Genomic DNA, 22,188 nt, shown 5'->3' with positions numbered 1-22,188 from the left:
TGTCTTGTCGTCTGTCTGATGGGAAATCGCATGAAAGTCTGTATCTATGGCGCCGGCGCGATCGGCGGTTATCTCGGCGTCCAGCTTGCTCACTCCGGCGCCGCCGACGTCAGCCTGGTGGCGCGCGGCGCGCATCTGCAGGCGATGAAGGAGAACGGGCTCAAGCTGCTGATCGGGGACGAAGAGCGGGTGATCAAGCCCAACGCCACCGACAAGCCGGCCGAGCTCGGCGTGCAGGACTTCATCATCATCTGCCTGAAGGCACATTCGATCACCGGCGCGATCGAGTCGATGAAGCCGCTGCTCGGCTCGCACACCCGCATCGTTACCGCGGTGAACGGCGTGCCGTATTGGTACTTCTACAAGCACGGCGGCAATGAGTTCGAAGGCCGCACGCTGGAGAGCATCGATCCGGGCGGCCGGCAGTGGAAGGAGCTCGGCCCGGAGCGCGGCATCGGCTGCATCGTCTATCCGGCAACCGAGATCGAAGCGCCCGGCGTGATCCGCCACGTCTATGGCGACAAATTCCCGATCGGCGAGCCGTCGGGCGAAACCACCCCCGACGTCGAGAACCTGTCGAAGGTGTTTGAAGCCGCCGGGCTGAAAGCGCCGATCCTCGACCGCATCCGCGACGAAATCTGGCTGAAGCTGTGGGGCAATGTCTGCTTCAATCCGATCAGCGCGCTGACGCATGCGACGCTGGACGTGATCGCGTCCGATCCGGCCACGCGTGCGCTGTCGAAGGCGATGATGCTGGAAGCGCAGCAGATCGCCGAGACCTTCGGGGTCAAGTTCCGCGTCGACGTCGAACGCCGCATCGAAGGCGCCCGCAAGGTCGGCGCGCACAAGACCTCGATGCTGCAGGACCTCGAACGCGGCCGCCCGATGGAGATCGATCCGCTGGTCACCGTGGTGCAGGAGATGGGCCGGATGACCAACATCCCCACCCCCGCGATCGACTCGGTGCTCGGCCTGGTGATCCAGCGCGCCAAGGTGGCGGGGCTGTACTGACGGTTCACCGTCCCACGCCCCGTCATTCCGGGGCGCTCGCGCCAGCGAGCGAACCCGGAATCCCGAGGTTGTTAGCAACGAAGCCTCTCCCGTCATTGCGAGCGCAGCGAAGCAATCCAGAAGCGCCGGGCACGGAGCTGGATTGCTTCGTCGCTACGCTCCTCGCAATGACGCTGAACGAGCTTCAGTTATAGGAACGACAAAGGAGACCATCGCCGTGACCAAATGGGTTCGTTTTCGCGCCAAGGGCGCGGTCGGGTTCGGCACGATCGCGCATTCCGATATCACCGTGCATGACGGCGACATGTTCGGCGTCAGCAAACCGACCGGGCAGACACTGCAGCTCGGCGATGTCGAGCTGCTCAGCCCGTGCGCGCCCGGCAAGATCATCGGGCTGTGGAACAATTTTCGCGCGCTCGCTGCGAAACTCAATCAGTCGATCCCGCCGGAGCCATTGTACTTCCTCAAAGCCACCACCAGCGTCGCGGCGCACGGCGCCGTGGTGAACCGCCCCGCCTCCTACGACGGCAAGGTGGTGTATGAGGGCGAGCTCGGTATCGTCATCGGCAAGCGCGCCAGCAACGTCTCGGAACAGGACGCGCCGTCGCACATCTTCGGCTACACCTGCGTCAACGACATCACCGCCGCCGACATCCTCAACCGCGATCCGAGCTTCCCGCAATGGGCGCGCGCCAAGAGCTTCGATGGCTTCGGTCCGTTCGGCCCGGCGATCGCCACCGGGCTTGATCCGCAGACGCTGTCGATCCGCACCATCCTCAACGGCGCCGAGCGGCAGAACTATCCGGTCGCCGACATGATCTTCACACCGCACAAGCTCGTCAGCCTGCTGTCGCACGACATGACGCTGGAGCCCGGCGACCTGATCTGCTGCGGCACCTCGGTCGGCGTCGGCGTGATGAAAGAACCGGTCAACGCCGTCACCATCGCGATCGAAGGCATCGGCGAACTGCACAACGAATTCCGTCAGGCGGCGAAAGCCTGACGCTCTCTACACGCGCCGTCATTCCGGGGCGCGCGCAGCGCGAACCCGGAATCCCGAAGTTGTTTTCACGACGCCGAGATTCCGGGTTCGCTCGCTGGCGCGAGCGCCCCGGAATGACTCGGTGAGATGACGCTCCCCTCCCCACGCATTGGACATTTCGCTGTCGCTTCGGCAATCTCCCGGCCGCCAGCAACAGCAACAGGCGCGTCAGGCGCCGGCATGTCCAAGGGGGACCCAAATGATCAAGACCCGTTTCACCGAAGCCTTCGGCGTCGAACATCCGATCGTGCAAGGCGGCATGCAATGGGTCGGCCGGGCCGAGCTGGTCGCCGCCGTCGCCAATGCCGGCGCGCTCGGCATGATCACCGCGCTGACGCAGCCGACGCCGGAAGATCTCGCCAAGGAAATCGCGCGCTGCCGCGAGATGACCGACAGGCCGTTCGGCGTCAATCTCACCATCCTGCCGGCGATCAAGCCGCCGCCTTACGCCGAGTATCGCCGCGTCATCATCGAGAGCGGCGTCAAGATCGTCGAGACCGCCGGCAACAAGCCGCAGGAGCACGTCGAGGAGTTCAAGAAGCACGGCGTCAAGGTGCTGCACAAATGCACCAGCGTTCGCCACGCGCTGTCGGCGGAGCGGATGGGCGTCGACGGCATCTCGATCGACGGCTTCGAATGCGCCGGCCACCCGGGCGAGGACGACACCCCCGGCCTGGTGCTGATCCCGGCCGCCGCCGACAAGATCAAGATCCCGATGATCGCCTCCGGCGGCTTCGCCGATGCGCGCGGCCTGGTCGCGGCGTTGGCGCTCGGCGCCGACGGCATCAACATGGGCACCCGCTTCATGTGCACCAAGGAGAGCCCGATCCATCAGGCGGTGAAGGAAAAGATCGTCGCCAATGACGAGCGCTCCACCGACCTGATCTTCCGCACCCTGCGCAACACCTCGCGGGTCGCCAAGAATGCGATCAGCCAGCAGGTGATCGAGCTGGAGAAGCAGGGTGCGACCTTCGAGCAGGTCAAGGAGCTGGTCGCCGGCTCGCGCGGCAAGATGGTCTATGTCAATGGCGATACCGACGAAGGCGTATGGTCGGCGGGCATGGTGCAGGGCCTGATCCATGATATTCCAAGCTGCGCCGAGCTGGTGTCGCGGATCGTGCGCGAAGCCGAAGCGATCATCCGCGGCCGGCTCGAAGCCATGACCTCGGGCGGTGCACGCGAGGCCGCGGAGTAAGACGCGCGCGCCGGGTCGGCGCCGCGAGAACAGGACGAGCTTGCGATGAAAGCCTATGTCTACGGCGCCGCCGGCGCCGCCATCACCGAAGTCGACAAGCCGGCGCCGAAAGGCCCGCAAGTCCTGATCCGGGTCCGCGCCTGCGGGCTCAACCGCGCCGACCTCGGCATGACCAAGGGCCACGCTCACGGCGCCGCCGGCGGCGTGGGCGCGGTGCTCGGCATGGAGTTCGCCGGCGAAGTCGTAGCGCTCGGCGACGAGGCCTATGGCTGCAAGGTCGGCGACCGGGTGATGGGTTCGACCGCCGGCGCGTTCGGCGAGTACACCCTCGCCGATCACGGACGGCTGCTGCCGATCCCGGACGGCTTGAGCTTCGAAGACGCCGCCACCCTGCCCGTCGCCCTCACCACGATGCACAATGCGGTGGTGGCGATCGGCAAGCTGCGCTCCGGGCAGTCGGTGCTGGTGCAAGGCGCCAGCTCCGGCGTCGGGCTGATGGCGATGCAGATCGCCAAGCTGAAAGGCGCCCGCAAGGTGATCGGCTCGTCGACCGACAAGAGCCGCCGCGAAAAGCTGCATCAGTTCGGTGCGGATCTGGCGATCGACTCCTCCGGCGACGGCTGGGTCGATCAGGTGCTCGCCGCCACCGGCGGCGCCGGCGTCGATCTCGTGATCGACCAGGTCTCCGGCAAGGTCGCCAACCAGAACCTCGCCGCGACGCGGGTGCTCGGCCGCATCGTCAATGTCGGCCGGCTCGGCGGCACCCATGCCGACTTCAATTTCGATCTGCACGCCGCGCGCCGGATCGACTATGTCGGCGTCACCTTCCGCAGCCGCAGCGTCGAAGAGGTCCGCGAAATCTTCCGCCAGGTCCGCGGCGACATCTGGCCGGCGGTCGAAGCACGCATCTTGAAGGTGCCGGTCGACAAGGTGTTTCCGTTCGCGGAGATCGGCGCCGCCTTCGCCCACATGGAAGCCAATCGGCACCTCGGCAAGATCGTGGTGACGTTGTAACGGCCGCCAGCGACCACGCCCTAAACTGAGACTAATTCGCAGCTAGTCCAAACCGCCCCGTTACCACCAGGGTAACGGGGCGCGCGCCTTTTCGGCGTCGCACGAGGCTGCTAAATCCCCGGCCATGAACGACATCGCCAGCACCAAGTCGCGAGTGGCCGCGGTCTCCGTTGTGGCGAGTGCCACCATGGCGGCGGCGAAATTCGCCATCGGCATCGCCATCGGTTCGCTGGCGCTGATTTCCGAAGCTCTGCACAGCTCGATCGATCTGGTCGCCACCATCATCACCTGGTTCGTGGTGCGGATCTCCGATCGCCCCGCCGACGACGCGCATCACTACGGCCACGGCAAGATCGAGAGCCTGTCGGCGCTCGGCGTGATCGCGATGCTGTACGTGCTGGCCGGCGGCATCCTGGTCGAGGCCTACAGCCGGCTGCGCGAAGGCGCGCCGCCGCCGACCTTCTCGTATCTGGCCTTCGCCATTCTCGGCGTCGATATCGTCGTCAATCTGTGGCGCGCCTGGGCCTTGCACCGGACCGCTGTCGCCACCAAGAGCCAGGCGCTCGCCGCCGACGCGCTGCATTTCGCCTCCGACGTGCTCGGCTCGTTCGCGGTGATCGCCGGCCTCGCACTTGCCGCTGCGGGCTTTCACTGGGGCGACGCTGCGGCCGCGATCGGCGTCGCGGTGATGATCTCGCTGCTCGGGCTGCGGCTCGGCCGCTCGACCATCCAGACCCTGCTCGACCGTGCGCCCGAAGGCGTCTCTGACAAAGCACGCGAAGCGATCGGCGCGGTGCCGGGCGTGGTCGGCATCGAACGGCTGCGCGCCCGCATGGTCGGCCCGACGCATTTCATCGACGCCCTCGTCGAAGTGCCCCGCACCTACCCGATCGACCGCATCGACGAGATCAAGCGCAAGGCACAGGAATCGATGTCGGCGATGTTCGGCGATGCCGACCTCACCTTCACGGCGATTCCGGTGGCGCGCGACAATGAAAGCGTGCGCGAGCGCATCATGGTGATCGCCCGCAATTCCGGTCTCGCGGTCCACCACGTCACTGTGCACGATCTCGGTCACAAGCTGATCGTCAGCATCGATCTCGAGGTCGACGGCGATATGCCGCTGATCGAAGCGCACGACATCGCACACAAGCTCGAGGATCACATCCGCGAGGACTTCGGTGCCGATGTCGAAGTCGACACCCACATCGAGCCGCTGGAGCCGGAGCTGCCGCAGGGCTCCGACGCAGCGCCGGCGCGTGTCGAAGAGATTCGGCTGGCGCTGCGCCGCCTCACTCACGACGGCGCGATCCACGACGTGCACAGCGTCCGTGTGCGCGACACCGAGGCCGGCGAGATCGTCAACTTCCACTGCTACGCCGATCCGTCGATGAGCGTGATCTCGGTGCACGAGCACGTCGACGAGATCGAACGCAAGCTGCGCGCCAAGTTCCCCTCGGTGAAGCGCGTGATCAGTCACGCCGAACCGCCGAATGCGGACTGAGCCGAACAGCGCCGCAATAAACTTTGCGGCCGTTCTTGTTTCGGACTCGACTCACGAAAAAATGTCGGCGCGATTCACCTTTGGATAAGAATTTTTCAGGCGGCCTGAGTCGTTGACTCTCGACAGCCCCCTAAAAGTCGATTCAAATCCTAATCATGATTCGAACGGCGCTCGCTGCTTCGAACGGGTGCTGACGGATACTTGGTGGGGGCCACGTATGGCGCGCGTGCAGGCAGCGGACGCCTGCGCTCAATCCGATTCAATTAAAGGATTGGCGCAGTCGATCGCTAAACCCGCCTATCATCGGCTGCTGAATGCAGAGCCGGTGTTGCGGCGCGCGGTGCCTTTGCTGATCATCGCATTTCTTGTCACCATCTTCTTCGGTGCGGCTGTTCAGATCATCGAGCAGAGCAAGCAGAAGCGCGGTGCGATGAACCGCGATCTCAGCGCACTCGCCGATCTGATTGCCGAACGGCTCGAGCATATCGGCGTGGTCCGTCTCGACCGCCCTGCCTCGATCGAACGGCTGCAGAACCTGCTCCCCGGACTGATCCCGACCTGGGGCATCGCCGCGGGTCGGCACGTCATCGTCACCAGCGCCGATCAGCGGATTCTCGCGCGCGTGCCGATCGGCGTCGAACCCAGCCTCGACAATCGCTTCCTTGAAGTGCTCGGCGCGGCGTCGCTGACCAAGTCCGGTCAGTCGAATGGCGTCACCGAAATCACCCTGCCCGGCGGCGCTTCTGCGCTGGCCACGATGCACGTGGTGAAGTCGCTGCCCGGCCAGGTCGTCATCATCCAGGAAGACACCGGCTCGGTGCTCCGATCGGACACCGCACTGCAGGTCACGTTGTCGGCGACCACCGGCTTCGTGGTGCTGATCCTCGGCTTCGCCTTCCATTGGCAGTCGACCCGCGCCCGCGAGGGCGACCTGATCAACGACGCGGTGCGCAGCCGGATCGACACCGCGCTCAATCGCGGCCGCTGCGGCCTATGGGATTGGGACCTCAGCCGCGGCCGGATCTTCTGGTCGCAGTCGATGTTCACGATCCTGGGCCTCGAAAGCCGCAACGACCTCCTCACCTTCGGTGAGGTCAATGCGCTGGTGAAAGGCGAGGACATCGACCTGTTCGCGATCGCCGACGAACTGATGGCCGGCCGGGTCGATCACATCGATCACAGCTTCCAGATGCGTCACGCCCATGGCCATTGGATCTGGCTGCGGATGCGCTGCGAGCTCACCCAGGAGTCCGGCTCGACCGAGAAGCACCTGATCGGCATCGCGGTCGACATCACCGAGCAGAAGAGCCTCGCCGAGCGTTCGGTCGAAGCCGATCTGCGCCTGCGCGACGCGATCGAGACCATCCCGGAAGCCTTCGTGCTGTGGGACGCCGACAACCGGCTGGTGCTGTGCAATTCGCACTTCCAGCGCCTGCACAAGCTGCCGGACTCGGCGGTGACGCCCGGCACCTCCTACGAGACCATTCTCGAAGTCGGCCGCATGCCGCAGCTTCGCACTCGGTTGTGCGACAACGGCGCGGTGATGCCCGGCGCCCGCACCTTCGAGGCGCAGCTCGACGACGGCAGCTGGCTGCACATCAGCGAGCGCCGCACCAAGGACGGCGGCTATGTCGCGGTCGGCACCGACATCACCAGGATCAAGGCGCACGAACAGAAGCTGGTCGACAACGACCTGCGGCTGCGCGCCACCGTCGCCGATCTCAAGATCACGCAGTCGAAGCTGGAGAAGCAGGCACTCGAACTCGCCGACCTCGCCCGCAAATACGCCGATGAAAAACGGCGGGCCGAGGAAGCCAATCAGACCAAGTCGAAATTCCTGGCCAATATGAGCCACGAGCTGCGCACGCCGCTCAACGCCATCATCGGCTTCTCGGAGATCATGGGCAGCGGCATGTTCGGCACGCTGGGCTCGGAGAAGTATCAGGAATACTGCCACGACATCATGACCAGCGGTCACTATCTGCTGGAGGTGATCAACGACATTCTCGACATGTCGAAGATCGAAGCCGGCCGGATGCGGCTGGAAATGGAGCCGCTCGATCTCGCCAAGACCATCGGCGAGTCGCTGAAAGTCGTGGCCGGCCGCGCCGAGCACAAGCATCTCGACCTGCGCTCCGAGCTCAACGACCAGATCCCGATCGTCGCTGACCGCCGCGCCATCAAGCAGATCCTGATCAACCTGTTGTCGAACGCGGTGAAGTTCACCCCCGACGCAGGCCGGGTGACGGTGCGCGGACGCATCGCCGGCGGCTCGATCGTGCTGATGATCGCCGACACCGGCATCGGCATTCCGCCGCAATCGCTGCGCCGCCTCGGCCAGCCATTCGAGCAGGTCGAGAGCCAGCTCACCAAGAGCTATCACGGCTCAGGCCTCGGCCTCGCGATCGCCAAGTCGCTGGTCAATCTGCACGGCGGCTCGATGCGGCTGCGCTCGACGCTCGGCGCCGGCACCATCGTGATGGTCAGCCTGCCCCGCACCTGCCAGCAGCGCCCCCTCGCCGCCTGATCTCGCTCCGTCTGGTCTCGCCCGTCTGGCTTCTTGCCCGGCTTGGTCTCTTTCCACGGCCTCGTGTCTGCCGCTGCGCTGCCGTGGTGTGTGTCTCTCTGCACCGGCCAAGGAGATTCCTGTATCTGCGAGGTGCTGGTGCATAGTCAGCACGACGGAGGCCGCTCGGTAGATTCCCGGCCGATCATCTCGCCGTAACCCGGTGCGGGCGCCTCTGTCGGTGTTGCTTGATCGAACAGTCGCACGGGCATTGCCGTTGCGGTGATCGCCCGCATACAGGACCGATGCCCATGACGATTGCAGTGCCGCTTGCGGTTGCGGCCGGCGTCGATGCCGGCCAACGTTTCCTCGATGTCGCGCTGGCTCCGTCGGGCCAGACCTTCCGGATGCCTAATCTGGCCGATGGCATCGCCGAGATCATCGCCCGCCTCGAACGCTCCGGCGTCAGGCGGGTGGTTCTGGAGGCGATCGGTCCCTATGCCGAACCGCTGGTCAAAGCGCTTTCGGTCGCCGGCTTCGAAGTCGGCATCGTCAATCCGCGCCGGATCAAGGCGTTCCGCGAGGCCGAAGGCGGTCGCGCCAAGACCGACAGGCTGGACGCGCGACTGATTGCGCGCTTCGCTCTCACTATGCCCGAGACCCTGCGCCCCCTGCCCCTGCCGACCGACACCCAACTCGAGCTGAAGGCGTTGTCGCTCCGACGCCGCCAGCTCACCGAGATGATCGCGATGGAGAAGACCCGGATGAAGCAGGTCCGCGGCACGCTCCTGCTCGATAGTCATCGGGCCGCGATCGCCGCGTTGTCGGCGCAGTGCCAAGCCATCGAGGCCGAACTCGCCAGGCGCATCGGCGACGACGCCGAACTCCGCCGCGTCCTTCACATCCTCAAATCGATCCCCGGCATCGGCGAACGGGTGGCTACGCTCCTCATCACCGACCTACCCGAACTCGGCCAGCGCGATCGCAAGGCCATCGCCAGCCTCGCAGGGCTCGCGCCCCACGTCAGCCAATCCGGCGCAGCGCCGCCTCGCGCCGCCATCGCCGGCGGACGTCCTTGCGTTCGCGCCGCCCTCTACATGGCCGCCCTGGTCGCCGCCCGCCACCACCCCAAGCTCCGCGACGACTACAACGCCCTTCGCCTGCAAGGAAAACCCGGAAAGGTCGCGCTCATCGCAATCGCCCGAAAACTGCTCGTCACAGCCAACGCACTCGTCAAAGCCGACACGCCATATCAAGGTAAGACCCTTGACACATGAGACAGTCGCCGGGTTCGCGCTCCGCGCGCCCCGGAATGACTCGTGGTGAGTTCGGACGCTCCACACAACGTCATTCCGGGGCGCTCACGCAGTGAGCGAACCCGGAATCCCGAGATGCTCTGATACCAGGCCTCCACGCGATCGACCGGCGACCACATTGAGAGAGCGTGCGGTCCGGTTTGCCCCCTCTTCCGCATCAGCCAATGCCTTCCACCGACGCGCAAAAACAAGCCCCGGTCCTCATCGCTCAGAACCGGGGCTCGCTTGAGCAGTGAGAGCTTCGCTTACCAGTTGACGCGGGCGCCGGCCGAAACCTGGTGGCTGGTGGCGTTGCTGCGATATTCGCCGGTGTAGGCGGCGAACATCCGGAACGTCTCGGTGCGCCAGCCCGACAGCTTGGCGCTCACCAGCGCCGCGTTGCGGCCCGGCTGCGCGGCATCGACCAGGAACGCTTCGTCGAGCAGCGCGGCTTCGCTGACCAGCGTGGTGTCACGCAGGTCGTAGCCCCAGCCGACCTTCAGCTCCGGCGCCAGCGTGGTGCCGTCGGTGGTGCGCAGCCGCGCGCTCACCGCCGCACCGACCGAGGAGGTCAGCTTGTCGTAGGTCCGCGCCGCATAGACGAGGCCGATCGGCAGCTGGCTTTCGCTGTAAGCGTCGCGGCGGAAGCCCTGCCAGGTCATGCCGACGAACGGCTTCAGCGTCACGTCGTGCCCTATCGCAAACCGATAGCCGGCCTCGAACGTGGTGCCGACGCCGACGCCGTTGGCGCTGCCCTGCAGGCTGGTCGGCGACAACAGGATCTGGCGGCTGGTCGCCATCTGGCTCGGACCGGCCGCGATGCGGAAGTCGAGCACGGCAGCGCCCGGCGTCCAGCTCGCATAGGCGGCGCCCGCATAGGTATCGACGGTGCCTTGCATGTCGGTGCTGGTCGCCGTGGTGCGCGTGTAGCCGAACGCACCGCCGGCGTTGAAGCTGTTGGAGAACCGCCGATCGACGCCGACCGCAAAGCCGGCGCTGACCGCCTTCGAACCGGACAGGTCGCCGCTGTCGCCGACCCGGCTGTTACGGCCGAAGCCCTGGCCCCACACCGACCAGCCGTCCTGCACCCGCTCGGCCGGCGAGATGCTGGCGAACGCGTTCATCGCCGCATTGGTCCCGGCGCTCATCGTGTTGCGACCCGCATAGGACATCGCGAAGGATTGCGCGGTGCCGTTCTGGCCGATCTCGCTGCCGGACGTCAGCATGTCCTGGCGATCGCCGATCGCGCCGAGGAAGCCGGTGAACGCCTGCAGCGGCGCGCTCGCCATCGCCGGCTGGCCGGGGCCGGAGAGCTGATTCAGCGCCTTGTCGAATTCCGCCTCGGAGTTGAGCTTGTACAGTGCGTCGTACAGCGCCTTCTCGTTGGCGGTCGGCATCTCGCCCGAGGCGGCGCGATCCTTGTCGAGGATGCCGGCGATCGACCGCTGCGTCGGGCCGAGCTTATCGGCATCGGCGAGCTGGCTGAAGCTCGACGGCGTCACCACCAGCGTGATCGAGGTCGGGTTGTAGATCAGGTCGAAACGGCCATTGGCCGGCAGACCCGACGTCGGCTGCACCAGCTTGGAAAAGCTGCCGGCGGTGCTGGCGCCGTTGGTCGCCTGCACGAAAGCGAACTCGGTGCCGATCGCCGGCGTGTAGTTGCTGACCGTGCCGACGCTGCCGCGCAGCACTGGGGTCAACGTGCCGGCCGCGTAGAACACGTTGCCGGCGCCGGTGACGTAGATCTTGTCGTAGGTGCCGGGGCCGCCCGGCACAATCAGCGAGCCGTCGATGTCGATCCGGGTCGTGGCGGTCGAGGTCAGCGTCACATTGCCATTGAAGGTCAGCGTACCGACCGAGTTGCCGTTCAGCACGGTGCCGGTCGGCACCACGTTGTTGCTCACCAGGTCGCCGATATTGGCCATCTTGCCCGGCGACAGCGTACCCGCGATCACGGTGTCGCCGGCGATCGTGCCGAAGCCGGCCAGGGTTGCGGGCTGCGCCACTTCCAGGCGATGGCCGGCCGACATCGTCAGCGTGCCATCGACCGCGAGCGTGCCGAGCTGCGCAAACACATTGCCGCCGGCGTTGGTGCGGCCGGAAATGCTCAGGATGCCGGTGCCGACCTTGGAGAAATCACCATCGGTGGTGAGCAGCCGGCTCCAATAGGTGGTCTGGTCGGAGAGCACCGACACCGCCGTGTTAGCAGCGAGCGTGGTCGGACCATCGGTCGCCCGATCGAGCCGGATCAGGCCGTAGCCGAACACGGCATCGACGCCCGGCGCGCCGAGATCCTCCGTGGTCGAGAACAGCAGGCGCGACAGGTCCTGCGCGTTGTAGCTCGGATTGGCCTGGATCAGCACCGCGATCGCACCCGACACCGTTGGCGCCGCCATCGAGGTGCCTTGCGCGAAGCCGTAGGTGTTCACCGGCACGGTCGAATACACCAGCGCCCCCGTTGCATCATCGCCACCGGGCGCGGCCACGCACCAGCTCGCGGTCACGCCGCAGAGATTCGAATAGGACGCAGCCGCCTTGGTGATGCCCACCGACATCACCGAAATGATCTGCCCCTGCTGATGCTGGAGAGCAGATCCGTCGAGCTGCTGTCCCTGATCGTCATAGACGCCGAGCGCGGCGTGCGCCGGATTGAAGAACGGCAGCAGTGCAAGGCCATTGGCATTGCGGGCAGCGATCGGATTGTCGGCGCGGTCGTTGCCGGCGGCGGCGACGATGATCTTGCCGGCTTTGAGGACATTGAACGCGGCATTCGCCTCGTCGTCGATGTTTCCGACGGTCCAAAGCTTCAGATTGGTCAGACCGTCGGAGTTCGGACCGTAGCTGGCGTTATACACCATCGTCCCGCTCAGGCCGGCGAAGTAGTTCAGCGCCAGCGCGGAGGAGTCGACGTTCCCGTAGGTGGTGTAGCCTTTCTCGGCGATCGCGCGCAGCGGAATGATGCTGGCATCGTAGGCGACGCCGTGCGCATCGACATTGTCGAACTTCTCCGCCGCGATAATGCCGGCGACGTGCGAGCCATGGATGTCAGTTTTCTGTGCGCTCTCCGGCGAGAGGTCGTTCGGATCGAACGCCTTGCCGATCTCGACCATGTAGTTCTTGCCGAGGTTGGTGCGCAGCTTGTTGACGAGGCCAGCATTGGTGGTGTCGAACCCGGTATCCGCCACCGTGACGGTGACGCCGGCGCCGGTGAAGCCGCGATTATAGGCGCCCTGGGCGCCGATCATATCCAGGTTCCAGGTCTGCTCGGTCGTGGATGGCAGCGGGTTCGGCAGGTTCGGCGAGTTGTTCACCGCCATCGCGACGTTCTGATACGACGACGCGTTCAATCCGGAGACCGACGCGGTGCGGGTCGCGAGCACTTGCGCGGCGTTCGGCGCGAGGACCATCCGCTGGCCGGAGGTCAGCACGCCGAGATCGGCGGCGGTGGTGACGTCGCGCATCGCGCTCGGCGCCAGCGTGGAGACATGGCGCACCACCGCGTCGCGGAGTCCCGGATCGCGATACGTGCTGTCGTAAGCCTGCGCGATCAGCGCGCGCTCGCCCTGCCGCATCGCGTCGGAGAACTTCGCCTTCAGGTCAGGCGACAACGCAGACTTGGCAACCGATTTCGAAGGCGATTCCGCCGCATACAACGCGGCTGACATCGGAGTGCTGACAAGAAACGTCGTACACAACAGCAGCGACGAGAGATGACGAAAACGCCCCACGGTGCTCACGGACTTTCCCTTCCTGTCCGAGCAGCGCCTCAGCCGCGCATGCTCGGTCTTCTGTCTCGATCGGCGAACTGACGAACACTTCGCCTCGGTGTTCGCGTAGTTCTAAATCGGTGCGAATGCGTCGCGACAGAGCGGAGCGGCCGGATTCAGGTTGAAGGTGGCGCTTTCCTTTGACTTTGCGTCTCACAACCGGATGGGACGGCTACGTCGGCCATCCATTCGCCTTGGCGTGGATACACGCAGAGCGCGCAATACTTGGCTACCGCGTCCGGCTGCTGGCGGTGCGGAGATGAATCGTCTTTCTCGGAAAAAACCGCTAAGCTGAAAGCACTTGGCCGCGGGCGCAGCGAAATGCCGATGGCCTGTCGAGCCGGCTTGAAGATCAATCGACCCGATGGCGTCCCTTCCCCGTCTGTATTACGTGACCTCCGGCCTCGACGAGGCCAACGCATTCGCGACCTGGCGTGCGGTGATCTCGCCGCTGTTCGAGCCGCGTCCCTGCGGTCCAAGCCGGAAGACGCCGACCGGATCGGCCTCCGGCATCATCATCGGCGACCTGGTGGTCGCCAAGGTCGCGTTCAACGCCCAGGATTTCGTCCGCGACGCCCAGCGCATCGCGGTGACGCCGGACCACCTGCTGCTGCACCTCTACGTGTCCGGCGGCTTCAACGGCGAAGTGACGCGGCAGCAGACCGTGATCGGCCCCGGCAAGGTGGCGCTGATCGATCTCGCCTGCCCGATCTCGACCCGGGCGTTCGCGTCGAACACGATGTGCCTGATCGTGCCGCGCAAGCTGCTCGCCGGGCTGCCGCTGCACGCGCTCAAGCCGAAGCTCGATCCGCTGCGCAACGACCTGCTCGCCGCCTATATCCGCTCGCTGCAGGAGCGCAGCGCGCAGCTGACCGAGGCCGACGTGGCAACGACAGTAGCGGAGACCGCCGACTTCCTGCGCCGCCTGCTGGCGCCGTCGGCCGAAGCGGATCTCGCCCCACAGCGCGGCGCCGACGAGACCATCCTGGCGCTGACCGAGGCGCTGATCCGCGACAACCTCGCGCAGCCGGAGCTGTCACCTGACTGGCTGGCGCAGCAGCTCGACGTGTCGCGCGCCTCGCTGTACCGGCTGTTCGCCGAGCGCGGCGGGGTAATGCGTTATGTCCAGGAGCGTCGGCTGCTCGCGGTGCAGGCGGCGCTGGCCGATCCGGTGGAGACGCGGCGGCTGTCACGCCTCGCCTCCGATCTCGGCTTCAAAAGCGAGGCGCATTTCAGCCGCTCGTTCCGCGCCCGGTTCGGCATCACCGCCAGCGCCTATCGCAAGGCGCAGCTCGATGCCTCGGCGGCGATCCAGCTCACCAGCCCGGCGGTGGTGCAGCAATGGTGGACCGCGGTGGCGCGCGATCCGCTGCGGCACGCCGTCTGAGCGCGAGGGATTCCCGCAAAGCTCTAGTCTAAAATCCGGCTTGTCCGCATTCGGAGCGGCCGTGTAAGAGCGAACCGACGATTGATGCGAGGAGCCCGGCGTGGATTTCAGCACCGCCTTCCACCAGACCTCGGTTTGGATGTTTCGACTGGCGTTCGTCGGCGCCGCGGTCGGCATCGGCTACATCGTCATGACCAAGCAGGACGAGACACCGGCGACGGCGCCCGCCTCCATCGCGGCTCCGATCGACGATGGCGTGACCGGCTGCAAGCCGATCGGCCAGACCGCGAGCGGCAAGCTGGTGTATTCGATGGATTGCGATCAGCTGCCCTCCGCCGACGCCGCGAAGTAATCGCGCCGGACCGCTACAACTCCCCGATCGAGAGAACTGCAGCGCGCGCAACTGCGCCTTAAGCGTCCTCGCCGCCGATCAGGCGGTTGAAGATCGCGCGCACGTCGGACTGGGTCTCTTTCACCCGCGCCTGCAACGACGAGAAGTCCGGGGCGTCGCCGGCGCGCACCATCACCCGCAACAGATCATCGCCGGCCGTATCCGGGTTGAACTTCTCGCTGACGCACAGCCGCAGGATCTGCGTCAGGTTCTGATACAGCCGGGCCGCGGGCCGCAGCACTTCGGCATCGGCCTGCGCCAGAAAGCCGAGCCGGGTGGCATTGTCGAGAGCCGACAGCGTGTTGACGTGCAGGATGTCGGGGGCCTCGTACGCATGCACGAGCTGCAGATACTGCGCGATGAAGTCGATATCGACCATGCCGCCGGCGGCATATTTCAGATCCCAGACGTCGTCCTCGCCCTTCTCCTGCGCGATCGCGCGGCGCATCTCGGCGACGTCGTTGGCGATGATCGCGGCGTCGCGCGGCCGCGTCAGCACCGCACGGATCACCTGCTCGATCCTGCTGCGAAACTCCGGCGCGGCCGAGATCACCCGCGCGCGGGTTAGCGCCAGATGCTCCCAGGTCCAGGCTTCCTGTTCCTGATAGGCGGCGAACGCATCGAGCCGCGACGCCACCGGGCCGGCGCGGCCCGACGGCCGCAGCCGCATGTCGACGTCGTACAGCACGCCGTAATTGGTCCGCGTCGTGAACGCCGAGATCAGCCGCTGGGTGAACCGCGCGAAATACTGCGCGCCGTGCAGCGAGCGTTCGCCGTCGCTGTCGGGCTGATCGTCGTCGAAATCATAGATCAGGATCAGGTCGAGATCGGACGACGCCGTCATCTCGCGGCTGCCGAGCTTGCCCATCGCCAGGATCGCGGTCTGCTGGCCTTTGACCCGGCCGTAGGTCGAGGCGAACTGCTCGCTGACGAGGCCATGCACCGTGCCGACGATGCCTTCGGCAACGTCGGCGAATGCCACCGCCGCCTGCTGCGTCGGAACGGTGCCGGACAGAATCCGCGTGCCGATCAGGAACAGGCTCTCCTGTCCAAACAACCGCAGCCGATCGAGAAACTCTTCGTACGAGCCCGCATCCGCCAGCGTCACCGCCAGCCGGGCGGACAGTTCGGTCTGATCCGGCATGGCGCCGAAAAACCGCGGATCGATCAGCCCGTCGAGAATCTGCGGCTGCCGTGCCAGCATGTCACCGAGCCGCGGCGCAGCACCGAGCACCAGCGCCACCAGCGTCAAGAGTTCGCGGTTCTGGCTCAGCAGCGAAATCAGCCGGCCGCCGCGATGCAGCGCCTGTAGCAGGCGATCGAACGCATTGACGGCATCGTCCGGCTGTTCGGCGCGCGCCAGCTCCTCGATCAGCGCCGGCACGAATTCGCGGAATGCACGCTGCGTGGTCTCGACCTTGAGCACGCGATAGCCGCCGGTCATCCACTGCTGCAGCGTGGTGGCGATCATCAGCGGCTTCTTGTAGCCGAGCGACAGCAGGTGATCGAGCAGCCGCGTGTCTTCGGGGCCGGCACCGTAATCGACCGGCGGCAGCTTGGCGGTGCCGGTCGGATCGCCTTCGAACAGCTTGGCGTAATGGCCCTGCACCCGTTCGAGATAGCCGAGCAGATCGCGCGCAAACGAGTCGCGGCTGTCGTAGCCGAGGAAACGCGAAAACCGTTCGATCGCCTCGACGCTGTCGGGCAGCGCGTGGGTCTGCTCGTCGGCGATCATCTGCACGCGGTGCTCGACCTTGCGCAGGAACAGATACGCTTCGGTCAACTCGTCGCGCGCCTGCCAGGTGATCCAGTTGCGCGCCGCCAGAATCTCCAGCGCCTCCAGCGTTGGCCGCACGCGGAGTTCGGGATGGCGGCCGCCGGCGATCAGTTGCTGGGTCTGGGCGAAGAACTCGATCTCGCGGATGCCGCCGCGGCCGACCTTGACGTTGTGGCCTTCGACCGCGATCTCGGTCTGGCCGCGATAGGTCTGCATCTGCCGCTTCATGTCGTGGACGTCGGACAGCGCGGCGAAGTCGAGATGCTTGCGCCAGACGAACGGCGCGATCTCCGACAGCAGCGCGTCGCCGGCGACAAGGTCGCCGGCGCAGGGCCGGGCCTTGATCATCGCGGCGCGTTCCCAGGTGCGGCCTTCGCGTTCGTAGTAATTGAGCGCCGACACGGTCGAGAGCGCCACCGGCGTCGACGCCGGATCGGGCCGCAGCCGCAGGTCGACGCGGAACACGTAGCCGTCACCGCGGCGCTGCTGCAGAATCCGGCTGAGACCCTGGGTGACGCGCACGAAGAACGGCTGCGGTTCGATGTCGGGCGCGAGCGTCGGCGCATCGAGCTCGTAGAACACGATCAGGTCGATGTCGCTCGAATAGTTCAGTTCGCCGGCGCCCATCTTGCCCATCGCCAGCACGATCAGGCCCGAGCCCTGCTCCGGGCAATCGGGATTGGGCGGCACGATCCGGCCGCGGCCGGCCTCCTGGCGCAGCAGGAAGCGCAGCGCCATCTGCACCGAGCGGCCGGCCAGATCGGTGAGTGCCTGCGTGACCTGCATCACCGGCCAGATCCCGCCGATATCGCACAGCGCAATCAACAGCGCCGCCTCGGCCTTCAGCCGGCGCAGCACCGCCATCACCTCGTCCTCGGCCGACGCCGCGGCGACCAACGTCTCGGCGTCTTCGAGCAGCTTGGCGAGCCGCTGTTCCGGAGCGCCGCGCAGCACCCGCTGCAGCCGCACCGGATCGGCCCGGATCAGATCGAACAGATACGGCGAGGCCTCGGCGATCGATTGCAGCGCAGTCTGCAAGTCGGGGAACGCGTTGCCGAGGGCCGCGATCGCATCGGCCTGTTCAGGCGCCAGATCGCCCAGCCAGCCAGCCCAACGCTCCGCCGCCAGTACGGGATCGTACAGGCGCGGTCCGGCGCCGAAGCGCGCGGCCAAAGCGGTGTTGTCGAGGTCCGCGGTGATCGCGGAAAAAATCATGCCGGCGCCGGTTCGAGAGTTGTTGCGGAGGCCTGTCCTTCGCCCGTGCGGGCCGGAATTGCAAGCGTGGCGCGCAAACCCGGGTCCGCGTCGGCGAGTCGCAGTTCGCCGCCGTGCAACCGCGCCACCGCCGAAGCGAGGCTGAGGCCGAGTCCGGAGCCCGGCAGCGTACGGCTGGCCTCGAGGCGGACGAAGCGCTCGATCGCGTGCTTGCGGTCGCCTTCCGGAATGCCGATGCCATGGTCGGTGACGCTGAGCAGCACCTGATCGCCGTCGCGCCGCGCCTCGATCAGCACCGTGGCGGCGGTGGCCCCGGCGCTGCCATCCGCTGGCGGCTGCGGCCTGCCGTATTTGATCGCGTTCTCGACCAGATTGGCGAGCGCCTGGCTGATCAATTCGCGATTGCCGCGGACCGGCGCGGCCAGAGCCTCGACCTCCAGGCTGAGCTCGTTGTCTTCCGCCAGCGGCTCGTACAATTCGTGGATGTCGCGCGCGATCTCGGCGGCGTCGAAATCGCTCATGTCACCGCTGGCATAACCGGCTTCGGCGCGCGCGATCATCAACAGCGCGTTGAAGGTGCGGATCAGGCCGTCGGACTCCTCGATCGTGCGTTCCAGCGCGACGCGATAGTCGGACTCACTGGAAGCCCGCGCCAGCGCCTCCTCGGCGCGGTTGCGCAGCCGCGTCAGCGGCGTCTTCAAATCGTGCGCGATGTTGTCGGAGACTTCCTTCATCCCCGACATCAGGGCTTCGATCCGCTCCAGCATCGCGTTGAGATTTTCCGCCAGACGGTCGAGCTCGTCGCCGCTGCGCCCGACCGGCAACCGGCCCGACAGGTCGCCCGCCATGATCCGCTGCGTGGTGCCGGTCATCGCATCGATCCGTCGCAGCACGCGGCGCGCGGCGAACACGCCGCCGCCGAGGCCGAGCACGACGACGATCAGCACCGACCATTGCGCCGCCGAGCGCACCACTTTGTTCAGCCGCCGCCGCTCCTCGAGGTCGCGGCCGACCAGCAGGCGAAAGCCGCTCGACAGCTCGGTGACCCGCACCAGCGCGCGATGATCGGAGCGCTCCTGATCGTCGAGCCGGCGATAGAACGTCTCGCTCCAGCCGAGCTTGCTCATCACCCCCGGCGCCAGCGCGCCGACATTGCCGGCGACCGCCTGCCCGGCGGGCGTGGTGACGAGATAGAGATTGGCGCCGGGCCGCAGCGCGCGGTTTTCGAGCGTGAACACCACGCCGCGCAGACCGCGTCGGCCGTAGATGTCGTTGATCTCGGCGATCTCGGCGTCGACCGTGGTGGTGATCTGATCGGTGATCAGCTTGCGCGTGGTCCAGGCGAAGTACGCCACCAGCGAGGCCGCAAACAGCCCGAACAGAAACAGATAGACCAGCGTCAGCCGAAACGCGGTGGTTCGGATCAGTTTACCGAAGGCGGTCACGGATCACGTCCCGGCGGCGATGCTCTTGAAGGGCTTTCATGCCGGCAAATTAGACACTTCGGCTCTGAATCCAAAGTGACAAATCGTTCAAGTAGCGGATTGCTACGCCTGCAGCGTTCGAAGAGCCGGACACAGCAAAAGCCGAGGCGCCGCCCTTGGACAGGCGACGCCTCGGTGTGAGTGATAGCTGGAATAGCACAGCTCGCCGCAGCAAGCGGCGAGTTGAGGCTATGAAGCGCGCACGGTGCGGAGGAAGCGGCTCACTTCGTCTTCGAGCCGGCCGCTCTCCTGCGACAGCGACTGCGCCGACGACAATAGCTGCGTCGACGACGAGCCGGTTTCGACCGCGCCGCGCTTGACGTCCAGGATGGTGGCGGAGACGCGCTCGGTGCCCTGCGCAGTCTGCTGAATGTTGCGCGAGATCTCCTGCGTCGCCGCGCCCTGCTCTTCCACCGCGGACGCGATGTGCGCGGAGATTTCCGACAGCTTCTCGATGGTGCCGCTGATCTCGCTGATCGCGCCGACCGATTCCTGCGTCGCGGACTGGATGCGGCTGATCTGCTGGCCGATCTCGCCGGTGGCCTTCGCGGTCTGCTCGGCCAGCGCCTTCACTTCGGCCGCAACCACCGAGAAGCCGCGACCGGCTTCACCGGCGCGCGCGGCCTCGATCGTCGCGTTCAGGGCCAGCAGATTGGTCTGGCCGGCGATGGTGTTGATCAGTTCGACGACGTCGCCGATCCGCGTCGCGGCCTTCGACAGTTCGCTGACGCGCTCGGTGGTGTTGCGCGCCTGGCCGACGGCGTCACCGGCGATCCGCGCCGATTCCTGCACCTGCTGGCTGATCTCACGGATCGACGACGACAACTGATCGGTCGCCGACGCGACCGACTGCACGTTGCAGGTCGCTTCCTCGGACGCGGCCGCGACGTTGCTGGCGAGATGCTGCGAAGTGTCGGCCGTGGTGGCGAGCTGGCGCGCCGAGCTTTCGAGATCGGCCGACGCAGTCGACACCGTCCTGACGATCTTGCCGATCGCGCTTTCGAAATCGCTGGCGAGCTGATGGATCGAGTCGCGCTTCTGATTTTCCGCCTTCACCAGGTCGTCGATGTCGACCAGCGAGCCGCAGGCGCGCCGCGGCTTGCGGTTCTCGTCGAGCACCACACCGCCGGTGGCGCGGAACCAGCGATAGCTGCCGTCCTTGACCTTGAGGCGATACTTGACGTCGTAACCGATTCCGGTCTGGCAGGTCTGGGTGAAGGCCGCGAAGGTCGGCGCGACATCGTCCGGATGCAAGCGGTCCGACCAGGACTGCACGACGTTCGGGAATTCGGCTTCGGAGCTGTAGCCGCACAGCCGGCGGAATTCGGACGACCAAGTCCACCGCGCCTTGGGATGCATCGCATCGCCTTCGTGCAGGATCGCGTCCCACAATCCGATGCCGCAATGAAGCGACAGGGTGTCGAGCCATTCGGCCTTCTGCAGCAGCTCCTGTTTCTTCTGGCGTCCCATCAACATGCGGCTTTTCACATCCCTGATTAGCAGTGAGTTTGCAGGACGTTCGCATGTGAAAGTTAAGAAACGATGGGTGCGCTGTATTTAGATACCCAGAAACACTACGGGGGTAGTGCTTCTGCAGCCAATCGCCACCGCTGAGCAGCGCTACGCAGACGGCGTCAGACTGGGTGTCTGCGCGGCCGTCGGGCATCTGTTTGGTCTTGTCGGAGAGCCTCGCCGCCGGCGCGACGAGGCGCAGAGCGAGGCTCAGCGCAGCCCGTCGCGGATCATGTAGCCGGCGCCGCGGATGGTGTGCAGCAGCGGGTGATCGAAGCCCTTGTCGATCTTGGCGCGCAGCCGGGAGATGTGGACGTCGATGACGTTGGTCTGCGGATCGAAGTGATAGTCCCAGACGTTCTCCAGCAGCATGGTGCGGGTCACCACCTGCCCGGCGTGCTTCATCAGATATTCGAGCAGCCTGAATTCGCGCGGCTGCAGCGTCAGTTCCTCGCCGCCGCGGGTGACGCGATGCGACAGCCGGTCGAGTTCGAGATCGGCAACCCGGTAGCTGGTTTCTTCCGCCGGGCCGCCGTGACGGCGCGACAGCACCTCGACGCGCGCCAGCAGTTCGGCAAAGGCGTAGGGCTTCGGCAGATAGTCGTCGCCGCCGGCACGCAAGCCCTTGATGCGGTCGTCGACCTGGCCGAGCGCGGACAGGATCAGCACCGGCGTGCGGTTGCCTTTGTCACGCAGGCTGCCGATCACCGACAGGCCGTCGCGCTTCGGCAGCATGCGATCGACCACCAGCACGTCGTAGTCGCCGCTCTCCGCCATCGCCAGGCCCTCTTCGCCGTCGCTGGCGAGGTCGGCGATGTGGCCGACCTCGCGAAACGCCTTGACGAGATAGTCGGCGGATTCGCGGTCGTCCTCGATGATCAACAGACGCATATTGCTGTCGGATTTGTTCAAACTCTGCGGGCTCTGATGCAACATGACGCGGCTTCAGCCTCCTTGCAAGGCGGCTCGATCGGGCCCCAAGGGGGGAACGGGCGATGGAGCTGGGGGACTCCACCGCCCGCCTAGACCTTCCGACGGAGGGGGGCTGAACTCCTTCCGGAAGGTGTAAGGCGGGGACGAGCGGGGTT

Annotated in this window: 14 protein-coding genes; 9 read left to right on the top strand and 5 right to left on the bottom strand. The window is 66.1% G+C overall.

Annotated features, from left to right (window positions below; all coding sequences use genetic code 11):
• The first annotated feature begins 30 nt into the window (after window positions 1–30).
• The 7 genes from LRC39_RS09865 to LRC39_RS09835 all read left to right on the top strand — a co-directional run bounded on the left by LRC39_RS09865 (window position 31) and on the right by LRC39_RS09835 (window position 9,549).
• Window positions 31–1,011: a 2-dehydropantoate 2-reductase gene (locus LRC39_RS09865; protein WP_107343907.1), complete on the top strand. Its 981-nt coding sequence runs from the start codon at window positions 31–33 to the stop codon at window positions 1,009–1,011.
• Window positions 1,012–1,228: 217 nt separating this feature from the next.
• Window positions 1,229–2,014 (top strand): fumarylacetoacetate hydrolase family protein, encoded by a 786-nt coding sequence (locus LRC39_RS09860; protein ID WP_346297124.1) that lies wholly within the window; start codon window positions 1,229–1,231, stop codon window positions 2,012–2,014.
• A 238-nt stretch (window positions 2,015–2,252) separates the two neighbouring features.
• Entirely contained in the window at window positions 2,253–3,248 is a 996-nt protein-coding gene (locus tag LRC39_RS09855) for an NAD(P)H-dependent flavin oxidoreductase (protein ID WP_346297123.1), read from the top strand.
• Between the two features lie 45 nt (window positions 3,249–3,293).
• Entirely contained in the window at window positions 3,294–4,262 is a 969-nt protein-coding gene (locus LRC39_RS09850) for a zinc-binding dehydrogenase (protein ID WP_346297122.1), read from the top strand.
• A 124-nt stretch (window positions 4,263–4,386) separates the two neighbouring features.
• Window positions 4,387–5,766, top strand: a complete 1,380-nt coding sequence (locus LRC39_RS09845) for a cation-efflux pump (protein ID WP_107343903.1) — start codon at window positions 4,387–4,389, stop codon at window positions 5,764–5,766.
• Between the two features lie 217 nt (window positions 5,767–5,983).
• Window positions 5,984–8,293, top strand: coding sequence for a sensor histidine kinase (locus LRC39_RS09840; RefSeq protein ID WP_264055088.1), 2,310 nt, complete (start codon window positions 5,984–5,986; stop codon window positions 8,291–8,293).
• Window positions 8,294–8,583: 290 nt separating this feature from the next.
• Window positions 8,584–9,549 carry an IS110 family transposase gene (locus LRC39_RS09835; protein ID WP_346295137.1) on the top strand — a complete coding sequence of 322 codons (966 nt, stop codon included), beginning with the start codon at window positions 8,584–8,586 and terminating at the stop codon, window positions 9,547–9,549.
• A gap of 284 nt (window positions 9,550–9,833) precedes the next feature.
• Here LRC39_RS09835 and LRC39_RS09830 read toward each other — a convergent pair whose 3' ends face one another.
• Complete coding sequence (locus tag LRC39_RS09830; RefSeq protein WP_346297121.1) at window positions 9,834–13,304, bottom strand: autotransporter domain-containing protein; 3,471 nt, start codon at window positions 13,302–13,304, stop codon at window positions 9,834–9,836.
• A gap of 394 nt (window positions 13,305–13,698) precedes the next feature.
• On the opposite strand from LRC39_RS09830, the gene LRC39_RS09825 reads away from it, so the two are divergent.
• Window positions 13,699–14,721 (top strand): helix-turn-helix domain-containing protein, encoded by a 1,023-nt coding sequence (locus tag LRC39_RS09825; protein ID WP_346297120.1) that lies wholly within the window; start codon window positions 13,699–13,701, stop codon window positions 14,719–14,721.
• 100 nt (window positions 14,722–14,821) lie between these two features.
• Window positions 14,822–15,073, top strand: a complete 252-nt coding sequence (locus tag LRC39_RS09820) for a hypothetical protein (protein ID WP_346297119.1) — start codon at window positions 14,822–14,824, stop codon at window positions 15,071–15,073.
• A 58-nt stretch (window positions 15,074–15,131) separates the two neighbouring features.
• Here the strand turns inward: LRC39_RS09820 and LRC39_RS09815 are convergent, their stop codons facing one another.
• The 4 genes from LRC39_RS09815 to LRC39_RS09795 all read right to left on the bottom strand — a co-directional run bounded on the left by LRC39_RS09815 (window position 15,132) and on the right by LRC39_RS09795 (window position 21,991).
• Window positions 15,132–18,104, bottom strand: a complete 2,973-nt coding sequence (locus LRC39_RS09815) for a bifunctional [glutamine synthetase] adenylyltransferase/[glutamine synthetase]-adenylyl-L-tyrosine phosphorylase (RefSeq protein WP_346297118.1) — start codon at window positions 18,102–18,104, stop codon at window positions 15,132–15,134.
• The gene (locus LRC39_RS09810) at window positions 18,101–19,549 is read right to left on the bottom strand and encodes a sensor histidine kinase (RefSeq protein ID WP_346297117.1); all 1,449 of its coding nucleotides are present in this window, start codon (window positions 19,547–19,549) and stop codon (window positions 18,101–18,103) included. The genes LRC39_RS09815 and LRC39_RS09810 overlap by 4 nt, the downstream gene beginning before the upstream one ends.
• A 228-nt stretch (window positions 19,550–19,777) precedes the next feature.
• Window positions 19,778–20,947: a methyl-accepting chemotaxis protein gene (locus LRC39_RS09805; protein ID WP_413776056.1), complete on the bottom strand. Its 1,170-nt coding sequence runs from the start codon at window positions 20,945–20,947 to the stop codon at window positions 19,778–19,780.
• A gap of 363 nt (window positions 20,948–21,310) precedes the next feature.
• Window positions 21,311–21,991: a response regulator transcription factor gene (locus LRC39_RS09795; RefSeq protein ID WP_107346534.1), complete on the bottom strand. Its 681-nt coding sequence runs from the start codon at window positions 21,989–21,991 to the stop codon at window positions 21,311–21,313.
• Between the last annotated feature and the right edge of the window lie 197 nt (window positions 21,992–22,188).

The organism is Rhodopseudomonas sp. P1, assembly GCF_039642825.1.
GTDB lineage: Bacteria > Pseudomonadota > Alphaproteobacteria > Rhizobiales > Xanthobacteraceae > Rhodopseudomonas > Rhodopseudomonas palustris_H.
Note: the sequence above shows the minus strand (reverse complement) of the source record. Positions and strands in the feature narration are given on the sequence as shown.

Excerpts from the sequence above, each read along its gene's own strand:
- LRC39_RS09865 (WP_107343907.1), top strand. The coding sequence starts at position 31 with ATGAAAGTCTGTATCTATGGCGCCGGCGCGATCGGCGGTTATCTCGGC.
- LRC39_RS09855 (WP_346297123.1), top strand. The coding sequence starts at position 2,253 with ATGATCAAGACCCGTTTCACCGAAGCCTTCGGCGTCGAACATCCGATC.
- LRC39_RS09850 (WP_346297122.1), top strand. The coding sequence starts at position 3,294 with ATGAAAGCCTATGTCTACGGCGCCGCCGGCGCCGCCATCACCGAAGTC.
- LRC39_RS09845 (WP_107343903.1), top strand. The coding sequence starts at position 4,387 with ATGAACGACATCGCCAGCACCAAGTCGCGAGTGGCCGCGGTCTCCGTT.
- LRC39_RS09840 (WP_264055088.1), top strand. The coding sequence starts at position 5,984 with ATGGCGCGCGTGCAGGCAGCGGACGCCTGCGCTCAATCCGATTCAATT.
- LRC39_RS09835 (WP_346295137.1), top strand. The coding sequence starts at position 8,584 with ATGACGATTGCAGTGCCGCTTGCGGTTGCGGCCGGCGTCGATGCCGGC.
- LRC39_RS09825 (WP_346297120.1), top strand. The coding sequence starts at position 13,699 with ATGGCGTCCCTTCCCCGTCTGTATTACGTGACCTCCGGCCTCGACGAG.
- LRC39_RS09815 (WP_346297118.1), bottom strand. The coding sequence starts at position 18,104 with ATGATTTTTTCCGCGATCACCGCGGACCTCGACAACACCGCTTTGGCC.
- LRC39_RS09805 (WP_413776056.1), bottom strand. The coding sequence starts at position 20,947 with ATGCATCCCAAGGCGCGGTGGACTTGGTCGTCCGAATTCCGCCGGCTG.
- LRC39_RS09795 (WP_107346534.1), bottom strand. The coding sequence starts at position 21,991 with ATGCGTCTGTTGATCATCGAGGACGACCGCGAATCCGCCGACTATCTC.